Source organism: Bradyrhizobium sp. B124, from assembly GCF_038967635.1.
GTDB lineage: Bacteria > Pseudomonadota > Alphaproteobacteria > Rhizobiales > Xanthobacteraceae > Bradyrhizobium.
In genome coordinates this window covers 2,877,063-2,895,585 of the sequence record NZ_CP152413.1, presented here as the reverse complement: position 1 = coordinate 2,895,585, position 18,523 = coordinate 2,877,063, and the positions used below count along the sequence as shown (strand labels likewise).

General features: G+C 64.4%; 15 protein-coding genes. 8 read left to right on the top strand and 7 right to left on the bottom strand.

The annotated features are described in order from the left end of the window. Positions 1 to 16 precede the first annotated feature (16 nt). From AAFG13_RS14020 to AAFG13_RS14010, 3 genes are read right to left on the bottom strand one after another with little or no spacing between them, the layout of a single operon-like run. Positions 17 to 823: an SDR family oxidoreductase gene (locus AAFG13_RS14020; protein WP_212310461.1), complete on the bottom strand. Its 807-nt coding sequence runs from the start codon at positions 821 to 823 to the stop codon at positions 17 to 19. After that, entirely contained in the window at positions 820 to 2,169 is a 1,350-nt protein-coding gene (locus AAFG13_RS14015) for an aromatic ring-hydroxylating dioxygenase subunit alpha (RefSeq protein WP_212310460.1), read from the bottom strand. Before AAFG13_RS14015 ends, AAFG13_RS14020 begins: the two co-directional genes overlap by 4 nt. Before the next feature lie 58 nt (positions 2,170 to 2,227). Continuing rightward, positions 2,228 to 3,451, bottom strand: coding sequence for an ABC transporter substrate-binding protein (locus AAFG13_RS14010; protein WP_342712361.1), 1,224 nt, complete (start codon positions 3,449 to 3,451; stop codon positions 2,228 to 2,230). Positions 3,452 to 3,586: 135 nt separating this feature from the next. Here AAFG13_RS14010 and AAFG13_RS14005 point away from each other — a divergent pair, with 135 nt between their 5' ends. Then, the gene (locus tag AAFG13_RS14005) at positions 3,587 to 4,396 is read left to right on the top strand and encodes an IclR family transcriptional regulator (RefSeq protein ID WP_342712360.1); all 810 of its coding nucleotides are present in this window, start codon (positions 3,587 to 3,589) and stop codon (positions 4,394 to 4,396) included. Between the two features lie 390 nt (positions 4,397 to 4,786). Further along, a complete protein-coding gene (locus tag AAFG13_RS14000; RefSeq protein WP_342712359.1) occupies positions 4,787 to 8,560 on the top strand; it encodes a C2 family cysteine protease in 3,774 nt (1,257 codons plus the stop codon). A gap of 33 nt (positions 8,561 to 8,593) precedes the next feature. Here AAFG13_RS14000 and AAFG13_RS13995 read toward each other — a convergent pair whose 3' ends face one another. Then, a complete protein-coding gene (locus AAFG13_RS13995) occupies positions 8,594 to 9,517 on the bottom strand; it encodes a 2-dehydropantoate 2-reductase (RefSeq protein WP_249131686.1) in 924 nt (307 codons plus the stop codon). Between the two features lie 207 nt (positions 9,518 to 9,724). Here AAFG13_RS13995 and AAFG13_RS13990 point away from each other — a divergent pair, with 207 nt between their 5' ends. Both AAFG13_RS13990 and AAFG13_RS13985 read left to right on the top strand, forming a co-directional pair. Continuing rightward, entirely contained in the window at positions 9,725 to 10,540 is an 816-nt protein-coding gene (locus AAFG13_RS13990) for an ABC transporter ATP-binding protein (protein ID WP_342712358.1), read from the top strand. After that, the gene (locus AAFG13_RS13985) at positions 10,540 to 11,325 is read left to right on the top strand and encodes an ABC transporter permease (protein ID WP_212310455.1); all 786 of its coding nucleotides are present in this window, start codon (positions 10,540 to 10,542) and stop codon (positions 11,323 to 11,325) included. The genes AAFG13_RS13990 and AAFG13_RS13985 overlap by 1 nt, the downstream gene beginning before the upstream one ends. A 465-nt stretch (positions 11,326 to 11,790) precedes the next feature. On the opposite strand, the gene AAFG13_RS13980 is transcribed toward AAFG13_RS13985, so the two are convergent. Further along, positions 11,791 to 12,639 carry a helix-turn-helix transcriptional regulator gene (locus AAFG13_RS13980; RefSeq protein ID WP_342712357.1) on the bottom strand — a complete coding sequence of 283 codons (849 nt, stop codon included), beginning with the start codon at positions 12,637 to 12,639 and terminating at the stop codon, positions 11,791 to 11,793. A 92-nt stretch (positions 12,640 to 12,731) separates the two neighbouring features. On the opposite strand from AAFG13_RS13980, the gene AAFG13_RS13975 reads away from it, so the two are divergent. After that, on the top strand, positions 12,732 to 13,622 hold the full coding sequence (locus AAFG13_RS13975; RefSeq protein WP_342712356.1) for an SDR family oxidoreductase: 891 nt from the start codon (positions 12,732 to 12,734) through the stop codon (positions 13,620 to 13,622). Positions 13,623 to 13,641: 19 nt separating this feature from the next. Then, complete coding sequence (locus AAFG13_RS13970) at positions 13,642 to 14,367, top strand: SDR family oxidoreductase (RefSeq protein ID WP_342712355.1); 726 nt, start codon at positions 13,642 to 13,644, stop codon at positions 14,365 to 14,367. A 215-nt stretch (positions 14,368 to 14,582) separates the two neighbouring features. On the opposite strand, the gene AAFG13_RS13965 is transcribed toward AAFG13_RS13970, so the two are convergent. Further along, positions 14,583 to 15,908, bottom strand: a complete 1,326-nt coding sequence (locus AAFG13_RS13965) for a 4Fe-4S binding protein (RefSeq protein WP_342712354.1) — start codon at positions 15,906 to 15,908, stop codon at positions 14,583 to 14,585. Between the two features lie 225 nt (positions 15,909 to 16,133). Continuing rightward, positions 16,134 to 16,583, bottom strand: a complete 450-nt coding sequence (locus tag AAFG13_RS13960; RefSeq protein WP_223975587.1) for a cupin domain-containing protein — start codon at positions 16,581 to 16,583, stop codon at positions 16,134 to 16,136. A gap of 167 nt (positions 16,584 to 16,750) precedes the next feature. Here AAFG13_RS13960 and AAFG13_RS13955 point away from each other — a divergent pair, with 167 nt between their 5' ends. Together AAFG13_RS13955 and AAFG13_RS13950 are read left to right on the top strand one after the other, a co-directional pair. Next, positions 16,751 to 17,776, top strand: coding sequence for an ABC transporter substrate-binding protein (locus AAFG13_RS13955; RefSeq protein ID WP_342712353.1), 1,026 nt, complete (start codon positions 16,751 to 16,753; stop codon positions 17,774 to 17,776). A 16-nt stretch (positions 17,777 to 17,792) separates the two neighbouring features. Further along, the gene (locus AAFG13_RS13950; protein ID WP_212310448.1) at positions 17,793 to 18,494 is read left to right on the top strand and encodes an NUDIX hydrolase; all 702 of its coding nucleotides are present in this window, start codon (positions 17,793 to 17,795) and stop codon (positions 18,492 to 18,494) included. The last annotated feature ends 29 nt before the right edge of the window (positions 18,495 to 18,523 follow it).

Sequence of the window (18,523 nt, the reverse complement as noted above, 5' to 3'; positions counted from 1 at the left end):
GGGGATCGCGGGGTTGTCAGGCCGCCGGAGCGGGCGGAATCGGTCCGCCCTGTTGCGCGAAGCAGCCGACGTCGATCACGGTGCCGGACAGCGTTTCGGCTTCCGGCGACAGCAGGAAGGCCACGACATTGGCGATGTCGTCGCCGGCGGCCACCCGGCCCGCGGCGGTGCCCGGCGCGCCCTTGCCGAAGCGCGCGGCGTCGCCGCCGACCCGGCCGAGGCTCATGCCGCTGACGATGCCGCCACCACCGGGGATCACGGTGTTGACGCGGATGTGCTGGTGGAAAAAGTCGTAGGCCATCGCGGCGCTCAACGCGACAACGCCGCCCTTGCTCGCGCTGTAGACCGCCATGTTCGGCTTGCCCCAGCCGGCGCCGGATCCGATGTTGACGATCGAGCCGCCGCCCTGTGCGATCATATGGGGAATTGCCGCGCGACTGGTGAGGTATGGTCCCTTCAGATTGACGGCGATAATGCGATCGAACAGCGCCTCGTCGGTGTCGAGCACGGTGCCGAGCGGACCGATCGCGGCATTGTTGACGACGCCGTCGATGCGGCCGAACCGCGCCATGGCCTGCGCGACCACTTTGCCGACATCACCCGATTGCGACACATCGGCTTCCATCAATTCGGCGGACAGGCCTTCGCGATCGAGCTCTTCGCGTAGAGCTGGGATGGCGTTCTGCGCGGTGCTCGAGACCTGAGGCGCCTCGAGGCCGAACGCCACCACCGCATGGCCGCGGCGGGCGAGGCCGAGTGTGATCGCGCGGCCGATGCCGAAGGTGCCGCCGCTGACGAGGATGGTTTTTCGGGGCGCGGTCATTCTGCGGCCTCCCGGTTGCCGGCAGGGGATCCAAGCAGCTCGTGCCAGCCGCCGCCCTGCATGTAGGTGGACCAGCGGCGGTAGAAGCCGCGCGCGATCTGCTCGGTGACTTGCGTGGAGACATCGCCGCCGAGCGGATGATCGGTGACGTAGGCGCCCATCGACTGCTGATAGTTGAAGGGATAGCGCCGCGCGACCGTGCCGGTGCTCGCGGCGGTCGCATAGAGCCAGTTCTCCATGTCGTCCTGCTCGGTCATGCCGGCCGGGCCGGAGTAGCGCATGTAGTAGTGGCGCAGATAGTCCTTGGCTTCCTGTGGCGCGTCCTTGTCCACCAGGAAGAAGCGCCAGCCTTCGGTCGAGGTCGGGCTGTGCGGATGCCAGGCGCAAAGTCCGCGCGGCTGACGACCGTGATAGGAGGTGTTCGGGAAGATCGTGCCGACGAAGGGCAGCAGCCGCGCGCCTTCGCCGAGCCGCCGCTTGCGCTCCTCGAAACAGTGCCGGAAGTATTGTTCGAGGATCGGATTGTCGAGGAAGGACTCGGTGTATTCGTTGGCTTCCGGCTGGATCGCGCTGTGCACGCCGTGGCCTCCAGGAAAGCTGATCCAGACGTGCTGTGCCTTCTCCAGTTCGTCGTCGCGGCGGCCTTTCTTGCCGGCGGCTGCGCTCGGTCCGATGCCGATCAGATCGACCGAGCGGTGGCTCGGATTGTGATAGGTGTCGCCGAGGAAGTTCTCGGCGGCGAATTTCCAGTTGGCGGGGAATACCCATTTGTGGACGCCGATCACCTCGGAGCCGCCCTCGCGGCCGTCGCGGCAGTCGAGCGCCTGGTCGAGATGGATCCTGGCATCGCCGAGATAGGCGATGAAGTCGGGCGCATCCTTGTCCCAGGTCGCCCAGATCGAGCCTTTGTAGTTGCAGAGCTTCGCCACCGAGACCAGCGAGTTGGCCTCGCGGTCGAGCACGCCGTCATAAAGCGTCCGGTGCAGCGGAACACCCTGCAGCTTGCCGTCGGTGGTGTAGGTCCAGCTGTGATACGGGCAGGTGAACAGCGAGGTGTTGCCCTGCTCGTAGCGGCACACCTTCATGCCGCGGTGCCGGCACGAATTCAGGAAGACGTGGATCTCGCCCTTCTTGTCGCGGCAGAGGATGACGGATTCCTCGCCCATCCGCGAGGTGTAGAAGTCGCCCGGATTGGGCACGAGGCTTTCGTGGCCGACCAGCAGCCAGGCGCGGGTGAAGACCTTGTCGAGTTCCTGCCGGTAGATATCGGCGTCCACGAAGATCTCGCGGCTGATGAAGCCACCCTTGACGTCAACAAGCTGATCGAAATCGTTGCGAAGCGGCATCGGCTCCTCCTTGTTTCTCGCATGCGCGACCGTGCGTCGCGGCGAATGGTGGTGCGTCCTATTTGTCGAGCTTGCAGCCGCCCGTTCCTTCGGGGCGGAATGCCTTATCGCCGGGAATGACCGCGATCTTCTGGTAGTAGTCCCAGGGATATTTGCTCTCGTCCGGCTTCTTCACGCGATAGAGCGACAGGTCGTAGACGACACGGCCGTCCTTGCGGACGTGCGCGGGGCGGCCGAAGAAATCGACCGGCAGCTTGCGCATCTCGGCATTCACCGCCTTGGCCTCGTCGCTGCCGCCGGCCTCGATCGCCTTCAGATAGTGCCGCACGGCTGCGTACGTCGCGGCCTGCAGCTTGGTCGGCTCGCGTTTCTCGATCTCGATGAAGCGCTTGGCAAAGGCGCGGGTGCCGTCGTCGTCATCCCAATAATATTGAGACGCGATGTACATGCCCTGCGCATCGCGCAGGCCGATCGAATGGACGTCGGAGATGAAGGTCAGCATGCCGACGATGGTCTGCCCGCCCTGTTGCAGGCCGAATTCGTGGGTCTGCTTGACCGCGTTGACGGTGTCGGCGCCAGTGCCGGCCAGTGCCACCACCTTGGCGCCGGAATTCTGCGCCGCCAGCAGGAAGGACGAGAAGTCGGTGGTGTTGAAGGGATAGCGCACCGCGCCGACGACCTTCCCACCGGCATCGGTCACCGCGCGCGAAGCATCCTTCACCATGGCGGTGCCGAACGAATAGTCGACCGCGACGAAGAACCATTCCTTGCCGACGCGGCGGCTCAGCTCGCCGACCAGTCCGGCCGACAGCGCGTAGGTGTCGTCGGCCCAATGCGTGATAACCGGCGAGCATTTGTCGCCGGTCAAATCGGAGGTCGCGGCGCCCGAGACCAGCGCGGTCCGGTTGCTCTGCGTTGCGAGCCCGGCGACGGCGAGGCCGACCGAGCTCACCGCAAGATCGGTCACCGCGTCGACATGCTCGACGTCGAACCATTGCCGGGCGATCCCGACCGCGACGTCGGGCTTGTTCTGGTGATCGGCCGAGATGATCTCGATCGGCTTGCCCAGCACCTTGTTGTGAAAATCCGCGGCGGCAAGCCTGGCGGCGGTCACCGAGCCCGGCCCGCCGAGATCGCGGCCGCTGCCGTAATCGCCCAGGACCGCAATCCGCACCACGCCGTCGGAGATGCCCGAACCATCGGGCGCGGCATACGCCAGCGACGTCGAGAGCATCAGCACGGCGATCGCGGACCAGCTGCGCGTGGCGTCTGTCTGAAGCAATTCCAATCCTCCCGTCATTTTTGATATGTCCATTTAGTGGACATTATTCTCATAATATGAGATAGTATCCATGCGGCCCGATTGGTCAAGCGCGCTGGTTGCAGCGCGCCCTGCCGAATTTGCGGATGTGAACGGATGGCGAAGAAACCGAAGGCGGAAGCTCACGACGCGGAGCAGGGGGTGTCAGGCGTGCGCGCGGTCGACCGTGCGATCGCGATCCTGCAATGTTTCACGCCCGATCAGCCGGCGATGAGCGTGATCGAGATCCAGAAGCGCGTCGGGCTGAGCCGGCCGACGCTCTATCGTCTGTTGCAGACGCTGGCGCAGCGCGACCTGATTCAGGCCGAAGGCGACCCGCAGCGCTTTCGGCTGTCCCACGGCGTGATGAAGTTGTCCCATGTCTGGCTGACGGGGCTCGAGGTCGTCGCGATCGCACGCCCCGTCGTCGAAGGCCTGCGCGAGGCGACCGGTGAGACCGCGGCGCTGTTCCGCGTGCAGGAGGATCGCGGCATCTGCATCCTCGAATGCCAGAGCCGTCACGTGCTCTCGATCAGCCGCGGCGTCGGCGACAGTTTGAGCCTGACCCGGGGCTCGACCGGCAAGGCGATGCTGGCCTTCATGGACCCGGCGCGGCAGGCCGAACTCCTCGCCACCATACCGAACAGCGCCGACCGTGCGCGGCTGGAGGAAGCCCTGGCATTTGCGCGGCGCAACGGCTACGCGACCAGCCACAGCGAGATCTTCGCCGGCACGGTCGCGGTCTCCGCGCCCTGCTTCGATCACCGCGGCGACGTCGTCGGTTCGGTCGGCCTCTACGGACCGGGCGCGCGTATCGACGAGCAGAAGCTGCTGGAATTTTCAAGGCTCGTGCGCGAGGCCGGCCGGCAGATTTCAGTTCTGCTGGGATTTCAGGGTGCCGAGCCGGCTGCTCTCGAACGCGCGTGATGCGAGCGGGCCGGCGGCGCTCAGCCCTGCCTTTATGCCGCGCGAGCCGGGGCATCGAAGGGACGGCGGCGCGGCTGATGCGCTGCAGGGAACCCGGACCAGGTTCGGCTTCCCTGGGGACCCGGCGCTGCGGTCGGGGCCAAACCCCGCCTCGATCCCGGGTGGCGGGCCGCGCATCAGGCAGACGTTAACGAATCTTCACGATCATGCGGGCTGCTTTGGCTTTTGGCCGCGGTCGGCAAGATCGACACGGGTCCCGAATTCGTTCACAACTATGGCGATAGTTACGCAATCTATTGCTGGATTCGTCGCGACGGAACGCGCGCAACCTCGGCAGGACAGGCCTGGCCGACAGCAATCGCATCGCGTCAAGATTTGCGAAGGAATTCCATGACGGCAAGCTGGGTCAATTCCCTGGTCGACAGCGGCATCAAGTCCGACATGCTCAACTTTGCTGCGGACGGCGTTTTCACCGACGCGGAAGCCATCCAGTTGCTGGCGGATGTCGCCAATCGCGGGAGTGTCACCGCGAATGAGCTGAACTCGCTGCAGCTGATTGCGGCCAATCTGAACAGCGGCCTCTACACATCGGACTATGTCTCCCATCTCTTCGTCCAGCTCGTAGATGGGAATCCGGCGAACGCCACCTGGACAGGGGGCGGCACTGCTCACATCACGCTCGGCAATCTGCAGGTTGGCACGACGTCGACGCAGATGTCTGAACTGATCGGAAAGTGGTTTCAGGGGACCGATCTTCCGGATCCGACTTTGCCGCCCGATGCAGGCGGGAGCGGCTGGACATTGCAGGGCTACAGCGCGGTTGTCGGGCCGTTGTATTCTTCGGCGGGCGCGGCCACCGTCAACGACATTTGTCAGGGCGCAGACGGCGATTGCGAGTTGATGTCGGGATTGATCGACGTCGTCGTCTTTCATCCTCAGGTCATGAGTTCCATGATCGTGGACAATGGAAACGGCACCTATGGCGTGCGCTTCTATGTCAATGGTCAGGAGACATGGGAAACCGTCAATGACGAGTTTCCGGTCGTCAGTGGCACCGAACTTGACTATGGCCACAACTACAATGAGCAACCCACTGCGATGTGGGTTGCCGTGGTGGAAAAGGCCTACGCGCAGCTCAGCGCAACGGGGCAGATCGGGCACCCGGCCGTCAACAGCTACAACAATATCTCCGCTGATCCCCCGACGAATGTCTTCGAGAATCTGACCGACGCGACGAGCGTCAACTATTATCTGAGCAGCGCGTCCAATTGGTACAGCAACAAGTCCGTCTATATCGCGGCACTCTCCAGCCACGACGACGTCACCCTCGAGATTCCTTCAACGTCGCCGTACACGTATGACAGTGCCGGAAACATCCAGTTGGTCCCGGATCACGCGTTCGGGATCGTCGGCTATGACAGCGCGACGGGCAATTTCATCGTTCGTAATCCATGGGGAAACAGCTATCCCGGCCAGAACTGGGATGTGCAATTTGAGGTTTCGCTGACACAGATCGCCAGTGAGGGCGGCGACTTCGTCATCGACAATTCCGGCGCCGTCGACGTCGCGCCCACGGTGGTCGCGTCAAACATAACCGGCCGCGTGCAAACCTCGATTGCAGCGTCGTCCATGTTCTATACGACGGGCGGTACTCTGCCCATCATCGAATATGCGCTTTGGGACTCCACCGGTAACGGCCACTTCACTGTGGGCGGGGTGGCGCAGGCGAACGGGGTCGAGATCGACGTCGCTGCCTCACAGTGGTCCAGCATTGCCTATCAGTTCGGTCCCGGGAGCGACCAGCTGTGGGTGGAGGCGTTCAACGGCGTATTCTGGAGCGCCTGGACCGAATTTACGGCAACCCCTGAAGGGCCCGTGGTGACGGGCGTAAACATGACGGCAGCGCACGGCCAGAGCTTTGCCGTGTCCTCGCTGTTCACCTATTACGATCCGTTCGGCCTCGCGGCCTCCCAATACGATGTCTGGGACAGCGGCACCGGTGGCGGCCACTTCGTTCTGAACGGGGTGGCGCTTGCCGCCAATCAGGACAACTACATCACGGCCGCGCAGCTGTCGTCATTGACCTATCAATCCGGCTCCGGCGCGGACACGCTCTGGATCCGGGCCAACGACAGCACGGTGTGGGGACAGTGGTCGAACGCCTTCACTGTCACGGCGCCGGTCGACACCGGTCCCGTCGAGGCGGTGTCGAACATTGTCGCGGCGCATGGCCAGAGCTATGCGGCCTCGTCCTTGTTCACCTACAGCGATCCGTTCAACAATCCTGCAACGCAATATGACGTCTGGGACAAGGGAACCGGTGGCGGACACTTCGTTCTGAACGGGGTGGCGCTTCCCGCCAACCAGGACAACTACATCACGCCCGCGCAACTGGCCTCGTTGAGCTATCAATCGGGCTCCGGCATCGACACCCTCTGGATCCGCGCCAATGACGGCACCGTGTGGGGAGCGTGGTCGAGCCCCTTCACCGTCAATGCGCCGGTTGACACCGGGCCCGTTGAGACGGTGTCGAACATCGTCGCGGCGCATGGCCAGAGCTATGCGGCTTCGTCGCTGTTCACCTACAGCGATCCGTTCAACAGCGCTGCGACCGTGTACGATGTCTGGGATAGCGGCACCGTCGGCGGCCACTTCCTCCTGAACGGCGTGGCGCTGCCCGCCAACCAGGACAATTACATCACGGCCGCGCAGCTGTCGTCATTGACCTATCAATCCGGGTCCGGCATCGACACGCTTTGGATCCGCGCCAATGACGGCACTGTGTGGGGCGCGTGGTCGAACGCGTTCGCCGTCAATGCTCCCCTCGACAGCGGACCCGTTGAGACGGTGTCGAACATCATTGCGACCCACGGCCAGAGCTATGCTGCCTCGTCGCTGTTCACCTACAGCGATCCGTTCAACAGCGCTGCGACCCAATACGACGTCTGGGATACGGGCACAGGCGGCGGACGCTTCCTTCTGAACGGGTCGGCGCTGTCGGCCAATCAGGACAATTACGTCACGGCCGCGCAGCTGTCGTCATTGACCTATCAATCCGGCTCGGGGACCGACACGCTCTGGATCCGGGCCAATGACGGCACGCTGTGGGGGGCGTGGTCGAGCGCCTTCACCGTCAATGCTCCCCTTGACAGCGGGCCCGTTGAAGCGGTGTCGAGCATCGTTGCGGCTCACGGTCAGAGCTATGCGGTCTCGTCGCTGTTCACCTACAGCGATCCGTTCAACAGCGCCGCGACCCAATATGACGTCTGGGACACCGGCACAGGTGGCGGGCATTTTGCTTTGAGCGGGGTGGCACTTGCGCCCAACCAGGACAATTACCTCACCGCGGCCCAGCTGGCGTCGCTGAGCTATCAATCCGGCTCGGGCGCGGACACGCTGTGGGTCCGCGCGAACGACGGCACCGTCTGGGGATCATGGTCAAGTGCTTTCACCGTGACTGCGCCGGTGGACACGGGTCCGGTGGTGACCCCGACCAATTCGAGCACGCTGTCCGTTCAAGGCCAGACGTTCTCGGTGTCCTCGCTCTTCACCTATTCGGATCCGTTCGGCAGTTCCGCGACATCATATGATGTCTGGAATAGCGGAGGCGGCAACGGCTACTTCACGCTGAACGGTGTTGCGCTCGGAGCAAATCAGGACAACGTCGTCGCGGCCTCGCAGCTCTCCCAGCTTGCGTATCACGTCGGGTCTGACACGGACACGCTCTGGATCAAGGCCAATGACGGGACCGTCTGGGGCGCCTGGTCCAGCGCCTTCAAGATCAGTGATCCCCCGATCATTCCAGCCGGACAGACCCTCGAGCTTGCGTCCCCGAGCTCGGCGCAAATCTCCTTCGCATCAGGCTCCGGGACACTGAAGCTCGACGATCCCGCCGACTTCTCCGGCACCGTCGCCGGCATGACGGGAGCCGACGCGATCGATTTCGCCAATATCAGTTTTGCGGCTGGGCAAACCGTGGGCTTTGCCGGCAACACCGCAGGCGGATCGCTCTCGGTTTCGGACGGCGTCCACGCCGCCAGCATCGCCTTGCTCGGAAACTACATGGCATCCACCTTCGTCGCCGCGAGCGATGGACATGGCGGCACGGCCATCACGGTGCATGCTGATCAGGTCGCCACCCTTGCCCCGCCGCAACATGCCTGAGCGGCGCCGCTGCTGCAACGCGCGGCCGCCTGCCTACGACGGCGCACCCATCGCATAGGGCTTCAGCACGGCATAGAGGAAGTCGTGCGTCGGGGTCGGCACGCCGAGCTTGCGGCCGAGCTCGACCACCTTGCCGCTTAGCCAGGGCAGTTCGAGCCGGTTGCCGCGCTCGAGATCGAGCGCCATCGACGCCTTCATCGCCGGCGGCGCGTGGCCGATGAAGTCGAGCACTTTCGCAAGCGGGTCCGGTGGCAGCTTGACGCCGCTGGCGTGGGCGATGGCGATGATCTCCTCGCAGGCCGATACGAAGAACGGGCGCAGGTCGGGATCGTCGCGCAGCCTGCCGATCGGCTGACGCGTGACCGCAGTCATCCCGGCATTGGTGGCGAGGCCAACGAACTTCATCCACAGCTCGGTGTTGATCTGCTCGCTCAGCGTGGCGTCGAAGCCGGCCTTCAGGCAGAGCGCGAGCAGCGCCTTGCCGCGCGGCGTGATGCGGCCATCAAGTTCGCCGAAGATCATCCGCATGAAGGTGCCGACCTGGTTGATCACGCCGGGCTTGATGATCGAGGCAGAGATCTGCGCCACGCCGCCCATCACGGCGTTGCGCCCGAGGATCGGGATCAGCCTGTCCGGCGCGTCGATGCCGTTCTGCAGCGGGATCACCGCGGTGTCGGGACCGACCATCGGCTTGATGTGCGCGCCGGCGCTCTCGACGTCCCACAGCTTGACGCAGAACAGCACGATATCGACCGGGCCGACGCTTGCGGGGTCGTCGGTCGCCTGGGTCGGGACCAGGTGGGTTTCGCCGCGGCCGCCCTGAACCTTCAGGCCTTCGCTGCGCATGGCGGCGAGGTGCGCGCCGCGCGCGATAAAGGTGACGTCGGCGCCGGCATGCGCCAGCGCCGCTCCAAAGCCGCCGCCGACACCTCCGGCGCCGACCACTGCGATCCGCATGATTGTCTCCTTGTCCACCGTCTTGGCCCGCAGCCTCGACGAAGTCGGTGCGATGCGCAACCCCGGTTGCGCAGTGCGCCACCGGGCGTGTCTGAAAATCGCGTGACCGCGGTCCCTCAGCACGCGTCCTGCGCCATCTTCCTGCGTTGAACTTGCCCGAGCGAACCGCTAAGCCATTTGCCTGATATTCGGGAGGAATGCGTGGCGATGACGGAGCCGACGGCGGTCGCGCTTGACGGTGCGACAGTGGCGTTTCGGTTGGCGGATGGACGCGTCTATACCGCGGTCGAGCAGGCCAATCTCTCGGTCGCGCATGGCGAGTTCGTCGCCATTGTCGGCCCGACCGGATGCGGAAAATCCACGCTGCTCAACGTCACCGCGGGGCTGTTGAAACCGGCCGCCGGGTCGGCGCGGATTTTCGACAGGCCGCTCAGTGGCCTCAACCGCGACGCCGGCTATCTGTTTCAGGCCGATGCGCTGTTCCCGTGGAAGACCGCGATCGACAATGTCGCGATCGGGCTCGAGATCCGGGGTACGCCGCGCACGGATGCGCTCGCACGCGCGCAGCAGTGGCTGACCTCGGTCGGGCTCGGCGCCTTCGCCGGCCGCTATCCGCACATGCTGTCGGGCGGCCAGCGCAAGCGCGTCGCGCTCGCGCAGGTCCTGATCCGCGATCCGAAGATCCTGCTGATGGACGAGCCGTTCGGCCCGCTCGACGCCCAGACGCGGCAGATCATGGGCAATCTGCTCTTGGAATTGTGGACCGCCGACCGCAAGGCGGTGCTGTTCGTCACCCACGATCTCGAGGAGGCGATCGCGCTTGCCGACCGTGTCGTGATCATGTCGGCCGGTCCTTCCGCGCGCATCATCGGCGACTGGCGCATCACGCTGCCGCGGCCGCGCGATATCGCTGAAATCCGGATGGAGAAGGATTTCCATGCCCTGCACCGCGAAATCTGGGGCGTGCTGAAAGACGAGGTGATGAAGGGCTATGTCCAGTCGACGCAGGCGGGAGCCGCCTGATGTCACGCTTGACGTTGCTGTCCCTGCAGGTCCTGGTCGCCGTCGTCACGCTGGCCTTGTGGCAGTTCTTCTCAACCGTTCCGGTGTTCGGCAAGGTGCTGCTGCCGCCGTTCTTCTTCTCCAATCCGGTCGACGTCTTCAGCCAGATTGTAAAATGGTTCTCGACCGGGGTGATCTGGAAGCATCTTGCGATCACCCTGTGGGAGTCCATCCTCGCCTTCGTGATCGGTTCGGGCGGTGGCATCCTGGTCGGCTTCTGGTTCGCGCGACAGCCGCGTGTCGCCGCGGTGTTCGATCCTTATGTGAAGATGGTCAACGCGCTGCCGCGCGTGGTGCTGGCGCCGATCTTCGCGCTGTGGTTCGGGCTCGGCGTCTGGTCCAAGGTCGCGCTCGGCGTCACGCTGGTGTTCTTCATTGTGTTCTTCAACGTCTATCAGGGCGTCAAGGAAGTGCCGACCACGGTGCTCGACAACGGCCGCATGCTCGGCATGAACGAGCGGCAGCTGATGCGCCACGTCTACTGGCCCTCGGCGCTATCGTGGATGTTCTCCTCGCTGCACACCTCGGTCGGCTTTGCGGTGGTCGGCGCGGTGGTCGGCGAATATCTCGGCTCCGCGGCCGGCCTCGGCTATCTGATCCAGCAGGCCGAGGGCGTGTTCGACGTCGCCGGCGTGTTCGCCGGCATGTTCGTGCTGTCGGCCTTCGTCATCCTGATCGACATGGCGGTGACTGTCGTGGAGAAGCGGCTGCTGGTGTGGCGGCCGACAGCGGTGACGCGGGATTAACACACAAGCTTGGCACGTCCGGAACGAAGGAGGCCGCGAACGAAGGCGGCTTCTATGCATTCCGGGTGCGAAACCGTCAGCTCTTGTATCCCTGGCTGGTGCAGAACCACGAGATGCCATTGGTATCGAAGCCAAGCTTCAGAAAGGATTCCCTGCATTCGTTGAAGTTGTGGAAGCGCTTGACGCCCTCTGGCCAGCAAACCACCGGCGTAGGATTGGGCCAGGTACCGGAGACTGAGCAGGCCGGTCCCGAGGCCGCTTGCTTAGCGAGTTTGGGTTTGTTCTCAGCATTTGCGGGGGGCAATCGACACGATCGCGACAGCTAGGCCCGCGAGGAGTAACGAGGCTTTCATGGCTATCTTCTCCCAAATCCCACCGTTAGCTCGGTGGTGGGGCGACTGTACCTGACGTCGTGTCAGAGAAGCGACGCAATTTGCGTTTCGTTTTGTGAGAAGCGCGCACCGGTCATCTCCGTTCGTCTGCCGGCGCGGCCTCCATCAGCCCGCGGATCTTCTCCATCACCTCCGGGTCAACAGGATTGTAGACGATCATGCTGAGGTCGGACCGGCCATCGACCGCGAACGCTGAGTATTCGAACTTGACCGGGCCGAGGACCGGATGGCGGAGCTGCTTGACGCCCTCGCCATGGGTTCGCACGTCGTTGTCGCGCCAGAGCGCCGCGAATTCCGGGCTGAGCCGGCAGAGCTCATCGACAAAAGGTTGCACCTCGGCGGCCGCACCGGCGCGCATCGCGTCCACCCTGAAGGCGCCAACGACGAAGCGCGCCACGCTGGCCCAGTCATGTTGCGCGGCGCGGACGCGCCGATCGAGGAACATGAAGCGCAGCACGTTGCGCTCGCGCGGTGGCAGCGATCCGTAGTCCGTCAGCATCACGGTCGCCGCCCGATTCCAGGCGACGACATCCCATGTCGCGGTCCTGATGATGGCCGGGCGTGGCTCCAGCGCGTCGAGCACGCGCTGCAGCCGCGGCGAGACGCCCTCACTCTTCTGATAGCGCACCTCGGGCGTGCGGCCGAGGCCGAGCAGGAACAGATGCTCGCGCTCGACATCGGTCAGCATCAGCGCACGCGCGATGCGGTCGAGCACATCGGCCGACGGCGCGCCGCCGCGGCCCTGTTCGAGCCAGGTGTACCAGGTCGCCGAGATGTTGGCGCGCTGCGCCACTTCCTCGCGGCGCAGGCCCGGCGTGCGTCGCCGCTCCGGCGGAAATCCAAACGTCGCCGGATCGAGCTTGCTGCGGCGGTCCTTCAGATAGGCGCCGAGCAGATTCTCTTGCGCGAGCGGCTCGCTCATCCTGTTAGCCATTATACCATGATAAAGTCACTACTTTACCACGATAGCGCAACGACCCAGATTTGTCGCCTGCAAAACCTGGAGACTTGCTGATGCGCGTGTTTGTCACTGGAGCCACCGGTTGGGTCGGCTCGGCCGTCACTGACGATCTGATTGCCGCCGGCCATCGGGTGCTCGGCATGACCCGTTCCGACAAGGGCGCGCAAACGCTCGCCGCCGCCGGCGCCGAGGTTCACTACGGAACGCTGGAGGATCTCGACAGCGTGAAGAGCGGCGCCGCGCGGGCCGACGCTGTGATCCATTGCGCCTTCAACCACGACTTCTCGAAGTTTGCGCAGAACTGCGCGGATGACCGGCGCGCGATCGAGACGCTCGGTGCCGTACTCGAAGGCTCGAAACGTCCGCTGATCACGACATCGGGCGTCGCGCGGGTGGCGCAGGGCCGCGTCGCAACCGAAGACGATCCGCCGATTCCAGTCTCCGAGGCCTATCCGCGTGCGTCCGAGGCGACGACGATGGCCGTGGCATCGCGCGGCGTACCTGCGGCCGTCGTGCGGCTGCCGCCCTCGGTGCATGGTCATGGCGACCACGGCTTCGTGCCGCGCCTCGTCGCCTTTGCGCGCGAGAAGGGCGTCTCGGCCTATATCGGTGAGGGGCAGAATCGCTGGCCCGGTGTGCATCGGCTGGATGCGGCGCGTGTCTACCGGCTCGCGCTCGAGCGCGGCGTCGAAGGCGGCCCATTCCATGCGGTCGCCGACGAGGGCGTGCCGTTCAAGGCGATCGCCGAGGTCATCGCCCGCCGGCTCAACGTTCCGCTGGTGTCGAAATCTTCAGAGGAGGCGGCCGAGCATTTCGGCATGTTCGGCAGGTTCGTCGCCTTCGATGTGCCGACCTCGAGTGCGCGGACGCGCGCGCGGCTCGACTGGCAGCCGCAGCAGCCCGGGCTGATCGCTGACATCGATCACCCTGCCTATTTCGCGTAGCTGCGGCGGAGGACGGACCATGACAGACGCCAAGATGTCGCTCGACGGCAAGCGCGTGATCGCAATCGGAGGATCGTCGGGGATCGGCTTCGCGGTCGCTGCGCTGGCGCGGGAGCAGGGCGCGGAGGTGGTAATTGCTTCCAGCAAGCCGGCCAATGTCGATGCGGCGGTCGCGCGGCTGCCGGGATCTTTGGGCAGCACCGTCGATCTGCGCGACGAAGCCGGCGTGTCGCGCTTCTTCGAGCAGGTCGGCGCCTTCGATCACCTCGCGATCACGGCCGGCGATCAGGGCCTTCCGGCGTTCGGTGCCACGCGGGATCTCGATCTCGTCGCCGCGCGCGAGGCCCTCACTCTTCGTTTCTGGGGCTCGCTCGCGGCGGTCAAGCACGCCAGCCGTGTGATCGCTGCGAGCGGTTCGATCACGCTGACCGGCGGCCTGCTGGCACACCGCCCGCAAAAGGGGATGCCGTTTGTTACCGCGGCCGCGGGTGCCATGGAGAGCCTGGCGCGCGGCCTTGCCGTCGATCTCGCGCCGGTCCGCGTCAATGCCGTCTGCCCGGGGCTCATTCTCACCGAGCGCGTCAAGCAGATGCCGGAGGAGAGGGTGCGCGGCTACGTGGCAGGCTTGCCGTTACCGCGCGCCGCATCGCCGAGCGAGGCGGCCGCGGCTTATGTCTATCTGATGCTGAACAGCTACGTGACCGGGCAGATTCTTGCCGTGGATGGCGGTGGTCTGTTGGTGTGACGCACGACGCCGTCATTGCGAGGAGCGAAGCGACGAAGCAATCCATCCATCCGCGTACACGGACAGATGGATTGCTTCGCTTCGCTCGCAATGACGTGGAGAGGTAAGGCGGGTCAAAGATCGTAGGGCGGGTTGGCGCCGCGTAACCCGCCAACTTTGTGCGGCAATGAAAGATGGCGGGTTACGCCTTCGGCTAACCCACCCTACGCGGCCACTTACAGCGGGAAGCATCGCATGTAGGCCGCGAACAGCCTCTCATCGCTGTAGCTCACCAGCTCTGAGGCAATCGCGTCGGCCAGGTCGAGGTCGCGGTTCTGGATGCGCAGCCATGCCTGGGTGTCGGCGGTGATGTTCAGCGCCGCATCGCCGACATGACGCCCCGGCACCACCTGCAACTCCTTGCCCTTGATCACGACCGTCATGTCCAGCGCGCTTGCCCCGGTGAAGCGCAGATGCGTCACGAAATCGAGACCGCGCGCCCTGCCGCGCTGAAATCCGAGCGAGAGCGAGAAGGTGTAGGCCTGGATGCTGCCGGTATGGCGGCCGGACGTGACATGCTGGACCTTCTTGTGCGGAAAGCGCCGCGTCACCGTGTCCTCGGCGTCGGTATCCGGGATCACGTAGACGAACTCGTCCTTGTCGATCAGCGGCTGCACGACGTCGGCGAAATGCGCGTCCCGATCATGCAGGAATGGGCCGATCACGTCTTCGCCGGCAGGACAGGCCGAGATGCAATAGGCCGCCTTGTAGCCCGGCTTGAACGACAGCGATTGCCAGATGTTCAACGTCTCGGTGCGGGGGACGCGGGCGCGATAATCCTTGGCGTCCTTGGAATCCGCGACCTTCTCCACCCACTGCGTGAAGTTGCCGAGGAAGTCGTGATAATTGTGGGTGTGGCAGGACAGGAAATCGAAGCCGCCGTCCGGCTTGATGGCGCCGACCGGGCAGGCGGCCACGCACAGCTTGCACTCCAGGCAGGGATTGTAGTCGATCGGCTGGTCATAAGCGTCCACCTCGCATCCGAGCAGGACGGTGCCGAGCAGGACGAAGCTGCCGAATTTCGGGTGGATGATGCTGCGATGGATTCCCATCCGCCCGAGGCCTGCTTCCACCGCGATCGGCTTGTGCTGGACCATCATGATCCGGGGCAGGTCCATCTCCATCGGGAACGCGGCGACGGAATTGCAGGCCGGGATGCCGTGCTCGTCGAGCGCGCGAACGATGGCACGTGCGGTTTCGTTGACGTGATCGTAGGTGCCGTGGAATTCCTCGTTGGCGACGGAGCGCGAAGGCGAGCGCACCGGCTCGCGGTTCATGTGGCACACGATCGCAAGCAGGGAACGCGTCCGGCCGTAGACCTTGCGGATGAAGTCGCGTTGCGATGCGATGGCCGCCCGGTCAAACTCGATGATGCCGACGTCATCGGCTCCGCACTCGCGCGCGATCCGCTTGAGCAGTTCCGAAGAGACCGGGACGTCGTGAACGTGCTGGCTGCTGCGCGCGCGCACCGCCCTGACCGTGGGGTGATCGTCCAGGCTCATGGTTCGCTCTCTATAAAATGACGATCATCATATTATGGAGCGAGCGGAGGTGAGGCAAGTGATTAATCCGTTGATCGTGGTGTCATGGAACCGTCAGTTGCGCGCCTGACAGCTATGAGCCCTTGCAAGCACCGTCATCCCCGCGCAAAGGCTTCGCCTTTGTCGCTGGGGTGACGGTGCTTGCACGGTCGGACGCGCCTCGCGATGACGGCTGACGGACCGTCGTTAATCCAGCAGCTTGGTATCGTCAGGCGCCTGCGGCGGCGTCTTGATCGCGATCGACTTGATGGCGCGGCCGTTCGGCTTGTTGCCGCCATGCGGCGTGCCCTTCGGGATCACGATCAAATCGCCCGGCTTGACCGTCACTTCCTTGTCGCCGAGCCAGACCGTGCCGGTGCCCTCGAGCACGAATTGCATCTCGTTGGTGTTGGGGTGCATGTGCTTCGGCACATTGCCGTCCTGGATCGAGACGGTGGCGCCATCGGCCGAGACGAACGTCTTGGAGCGGAAGCCGACCTTGTTGGCGTCGCCGAGCTTGTCGCCCTCCATCTCGCCGGTATGGATGACCTGCGCGGTGATGCTCTCGGCGGCGAGCGCCGGCCGCAGCAAATGGGTAACGCCACAGCCGGCCGCAAAGGCAGTGGCAATCGACAGCGCGGTTGCAAGACGATTCATGAAGGCCTCCCTTGATGTTTCCCTTGAAATATTCTTGGTGCCTGTTCGGCGTTTTCCTGCATCCGCGATGCTATGCCGTGGCCGCAGGCTTGACCAGTAACCGGAAAGTCGCCTTCTCAAGGCAGGCTTGCTCCTCTATCGTGCCGGCCAGTCGAACGGAGGACGTCATGAACAAACTGCTGGGCAAGCTTGCCGGAACGCTGCTGGCGCTGACCCTGTCCACGGGCCTTGCCGCGGCGCAAAGCAAGATCACCATCGCGGTCGGGGGCGGCGCCTGCCTGTGCTATCTGCCCACCGTGCTGGCCAAGCAGCTTGGCGAATACGACAAGGCCGGGCTAGCGGTCGAGCTGGTCGATCTCAAGGGCGGCTCGGATGCGCTGAAGGCCGTACTCGGCGGCAGCGCCGACGTCGTCTCCGGCTATTTCGACCACTGCGTCAATATCGCCGCCAAGAAGCAGGAGATGCAGGCCTTTGTAGTCTATGACCGCTATCCCGGCCTGGTGCTGGTGGTCTCGCCGAAGCATACCGGCGAGATCAACTCGATCAAGGATCTTGCCGGCAAGAAGGTCGGCGTCAGCGCGCCGGGCTCTTCGACCGACTTCTTCCTGAAATACATGTTGAAGAAGAACGGCCTCGATCCCCAAGGCACCGCCGTGATCGGCGTCGGCCTCGGCGCCACCGCGGTGGCCGCAATGGAGCAGGGCCAGATCGATGCCGCCGTGATGCTCGATCCCTCTGTCACCGTGCTGCAAGGCAGCCACGCCGACCTCAAGATTCTCAGCGACACCCGCACCCAGCACGACACGCTCGCGGTGTTCGGCGGCGAATATCCCGGCGGCGCGCTCTATTCGACCACGGCCTGGGTCAACGGCCACGAGAAGGAAGTGCAGGCGCTGACCAATGCCATCATGGCGACGCTGGCCTGGATCCATTCGCATTCGGCCGAGGACATCATGGCCAAGATGCCGGAGGAGCTTGTCGGCAAGAACAAGGAGCAATATCTGGCCGCGCTGAAGAACACGATCCCGATGTATTCCGAGACCGGCAAGATGGATCCCAAGGGCGCCGAAGCGGTGCTCGCCGTGTTCAGCGAAGGCTCGCCGGAGGTCGCAAAGGCCGGCATCGACGTCACCAAGACCTACACCAACAAGTTCGTGGATCAGGTCAAGAAGACGACCGGAAGCGCGAAGTAAGCGCGCTGTGCCCGACATGCAGTCTCCGCTGATTTGCCGCGTCACCACGCTCGATCTGGCATTGCAGCAGCGTCCCTGGCCGTTCGCGGACGAGCGGCGCGACGAGATCGACGCGCATTTCGCCGAGCAGCAGCGGCTGAACCCGAACCTGTGGAACGGCCGCGTCCTGCTCGGGCGCGATCCGGTGTTTGCCGGCGAGCGGCTTAGCGCGCGCTATTTCGAGACCGATTTCGCAAGCTTCCTCGCCTGGCGCGACTGGGGCTTTCCGGACAATGAGGTCTTCAACGGCTTCGGCATGGGAGCGCTGCTCTCGAGCGACGGCGCCTTCGTGTGCGGCGTGATGGGCGAGCGGACCGCGAATGCCGGACGGATCTACTTTCCCTCCGGCACGCCCGATCTCGACGACATCAGCGGCGAGACGGTCGATATCGCCGGCAGCGTGATGCGGGAGCTCGAGGAGGAGACCGGTCTTACCGCCGCGGATTGCCGCGCGGATGCCGATTGGCACTGCATCTACACCGGCGTTGCGCTCGCAATGATGCAGATCCTGCGCGTCGACATGCCCGCTGACACGCTGCGTGCGCGCATCGAATCCAATCTCGCGCTTCAAAAAAATCCCGAACTCGCCGGCATCCATCTGGTGCGGAGCCGTGCCGATCTCTCGGCCGCAATGCCGCGCTTCGTCACCGCGTTCATCGAAACGCAGCTGCCTGCGTAGGGCGTGAGCGCTTCTGACGGGGGATCGTC

Coding starts and splice junctions, on each gene's coding strand:
- AAFG13_RS14020 (WP_212310461.1), bottom strand. CDS start 823: ATGACCGCGCCCCGAAAAACCATCCTCGTCAGCGGCGGCACCTTCGGC.
- AAFG13_RS14015 (WP_212310460.1), bottom strand. CDS start 2,169: ATGCCGCTTCGCAACGATTTCGATCAGCTTGTTGACGTCAAGGGTGGC.
- AAFG13_RS14005 (WP_342712360.1), top strand. CDS start 3,587: ATGGCGAAGAAACCGAAGGCGGAAGCTCACGACGCGGAGCAGGGGGTG.
- AAFG13_RS14000 (WP_342712359.1), top strand. CDS start 4,787: ATGACGGCAAGCTGGGTCAATTCCCTGGTCGACAGCGGCATCAAGTCC.
- AAFG13_RS13995 (WP_249131686.1), bottom strand. CDS start 9,517: ATGCGGATCGCAGTGGTCGGCGCCGGAGGTGTCGGCGGCGGCTTTGGA.
- AAFG13_RS13990 (WP_342712358.1), top strand. CDS start 9,725: ATGACGGAGCCGACGGCGGTCGCGCTTGACGGTGCGACAGTGGCGTTT.
- AAFG13_RS13985 (WP_212310455.1), top strand. CDS start 10,540: ATGTCACGCTTGACGTTGCTGTCCCTGCAGGTCCTGGTCGCCGTCGTC.
- AAFG13_RS13980 (WP_342712357.1), bottom strand. CDS start 12,639: ATGAGCGAGCCGCTCGCGCAAGAGAATCTGCTCGGCGCCTATCTGAAG.
- AAFG13_RS13975 (WP_342712356.1), top strand. CDS start 12,732: ATGCGCGTGTTTGTCACTGGAGCCACCGGTTGGGTCGGCTCGGCCGTC.
- AAFG13_RS13970 (WP_342712355.1), top strand. CDS start 13,642: ATGACAGACGCCAAGATGTCGCTCGACGGCAAGCGCGTGATCGCAATC.
- AAFG13_RS13965 (WP_342712354.1), bottom strand. CDS start 15,908: ATGAGCCTGGACGATCACCCCACGGTCAGGGCGGTGCGCGCGCGCAGC.
- AAFG13_RS13960 (WP_223975587.1), bottom strand. CDS start 16,583: ATGAATCGTCTTGCAACCGCGCTGTCGATTGCCACTGCCTTTGCGGCC.
- AAFG13_RS13955 (WP_342712353.1), top strand. CDS start 16,751: ATGAACAAACTGCTGGGCAAGCTTGCCGGAACGCTGCTGGCGCTGACC.
- AAFG13_RS13950 (WP_212310448.1), top strand. CDS start 17,793: ATGCAGTCTCCGCTGATTTGCCGCGTCACCACGCTCGATCTGGCATTG.